We start from the raw sequence: 983 nt of genomic DNA, 5'->3' as shown, positions 1-983 counted from the left end.
TTTGCGTGATTCCGGTGTATTTAGCGAAGGGAATTGAATTTGACGCAGTGCTTGTCTATGATGCATCTGAAGAACACTATCATACAGAGCACGACCGCAGGCTTTTATATACTGCGTGCACCCGTGCGATGCACATGCTGGCGGTATTTTATACAGGTGCAGCCAGTCCGTTTGTAACCGCTGTGCCGCCTCACTTATATCAGATTGCTGAATGAAGAGAAGGGAGTCCTTCTCTTTTTTCTATTTACATGAAGCATAGCCGTTTTATCATTAGGATTCTTAATAGTTATCATCATGTAAATATATTTTACTTAAGCCTAGTATTCCGGTAAAGTTCAATTAGATGCAATTTTCGATCAGTTTATAACTTTGTGAGGTGGATACGTTGCAACTTCAGGTAATGAACAGTCCGTTTAATCAGGAGCAGGCAGAGCTCCTTAACCGCCTTCTGCCGACCTTGACCGAATCCCAGAAAATCTGGCTGAGCGGATACTTATCCGCGCAATCTGTTTCCGCCCAAGAAACGGCGGGTGCGCCGGCGGCAGCTGTGTCTGCGGAAGCGGTGGCACCAGCCGTTTCAAAAGAAGTGACCGTTCTTTATGGTTCACAGACGGGAAACGCACAGGGGCTTGCAGAAAATGCCGGCAAGCAGCTTGAACAGAGCGGTTTTCAAGTGACCGTCTCATCCATGAGCGATTTTAAGCCGAATCAGCTGAAGAAAGTAAACAATCTTTTAATCGTCGTCAGTACGCATGGAGAAGGCGAGCCGCCTGATAACGCGCTGTCGTTTCACGAATTTCTGCATGGAAGACGGGCGCCTAAGCTTGAAGATCTGCGCTTTTCCGTTTTGGCGCTTGGTGACAGTTCGTACGAATTTTTCTGCCAGACAGGGAAAGAATTTGATCAGCGCTTAGAAGAACTCGGCGGAAAACGGATTTCTCCGCGCGTTGATTGCGATCTTGACTATGATGAACCGGCAGCCG

General features: G+C 47.4%; 2 protein-coding genes. Both read left to right on the top strand.

Annotation, left to right across the window (positions count from 1 at the left end):
- Positions 1–215: ATP-binding domain-containing protein (locus tag ACWHAR_RS23705; RefSeq protein ID WP_452088018.1), on the top strand; the 215-nt coding region annotated here is incomplete at its 5' end.
- A 170-nt stretch (positions 216–385) separates the two neighbouring features.
- Positions 386–983 (top strand): flavodoxin domain-containing protein (locus ACWHAR_RS23700; RefSeq protein ID WP_452088017.1); only part of this gene is annotated, 598 nt, incomplete at its 3' end.

It is taken from the genome of Bacillus sp. LR--39, from assembly GCF_053613335.1.
This window is presented reverse-complemented; position numbering and strand designations above follow the sequence as displayed.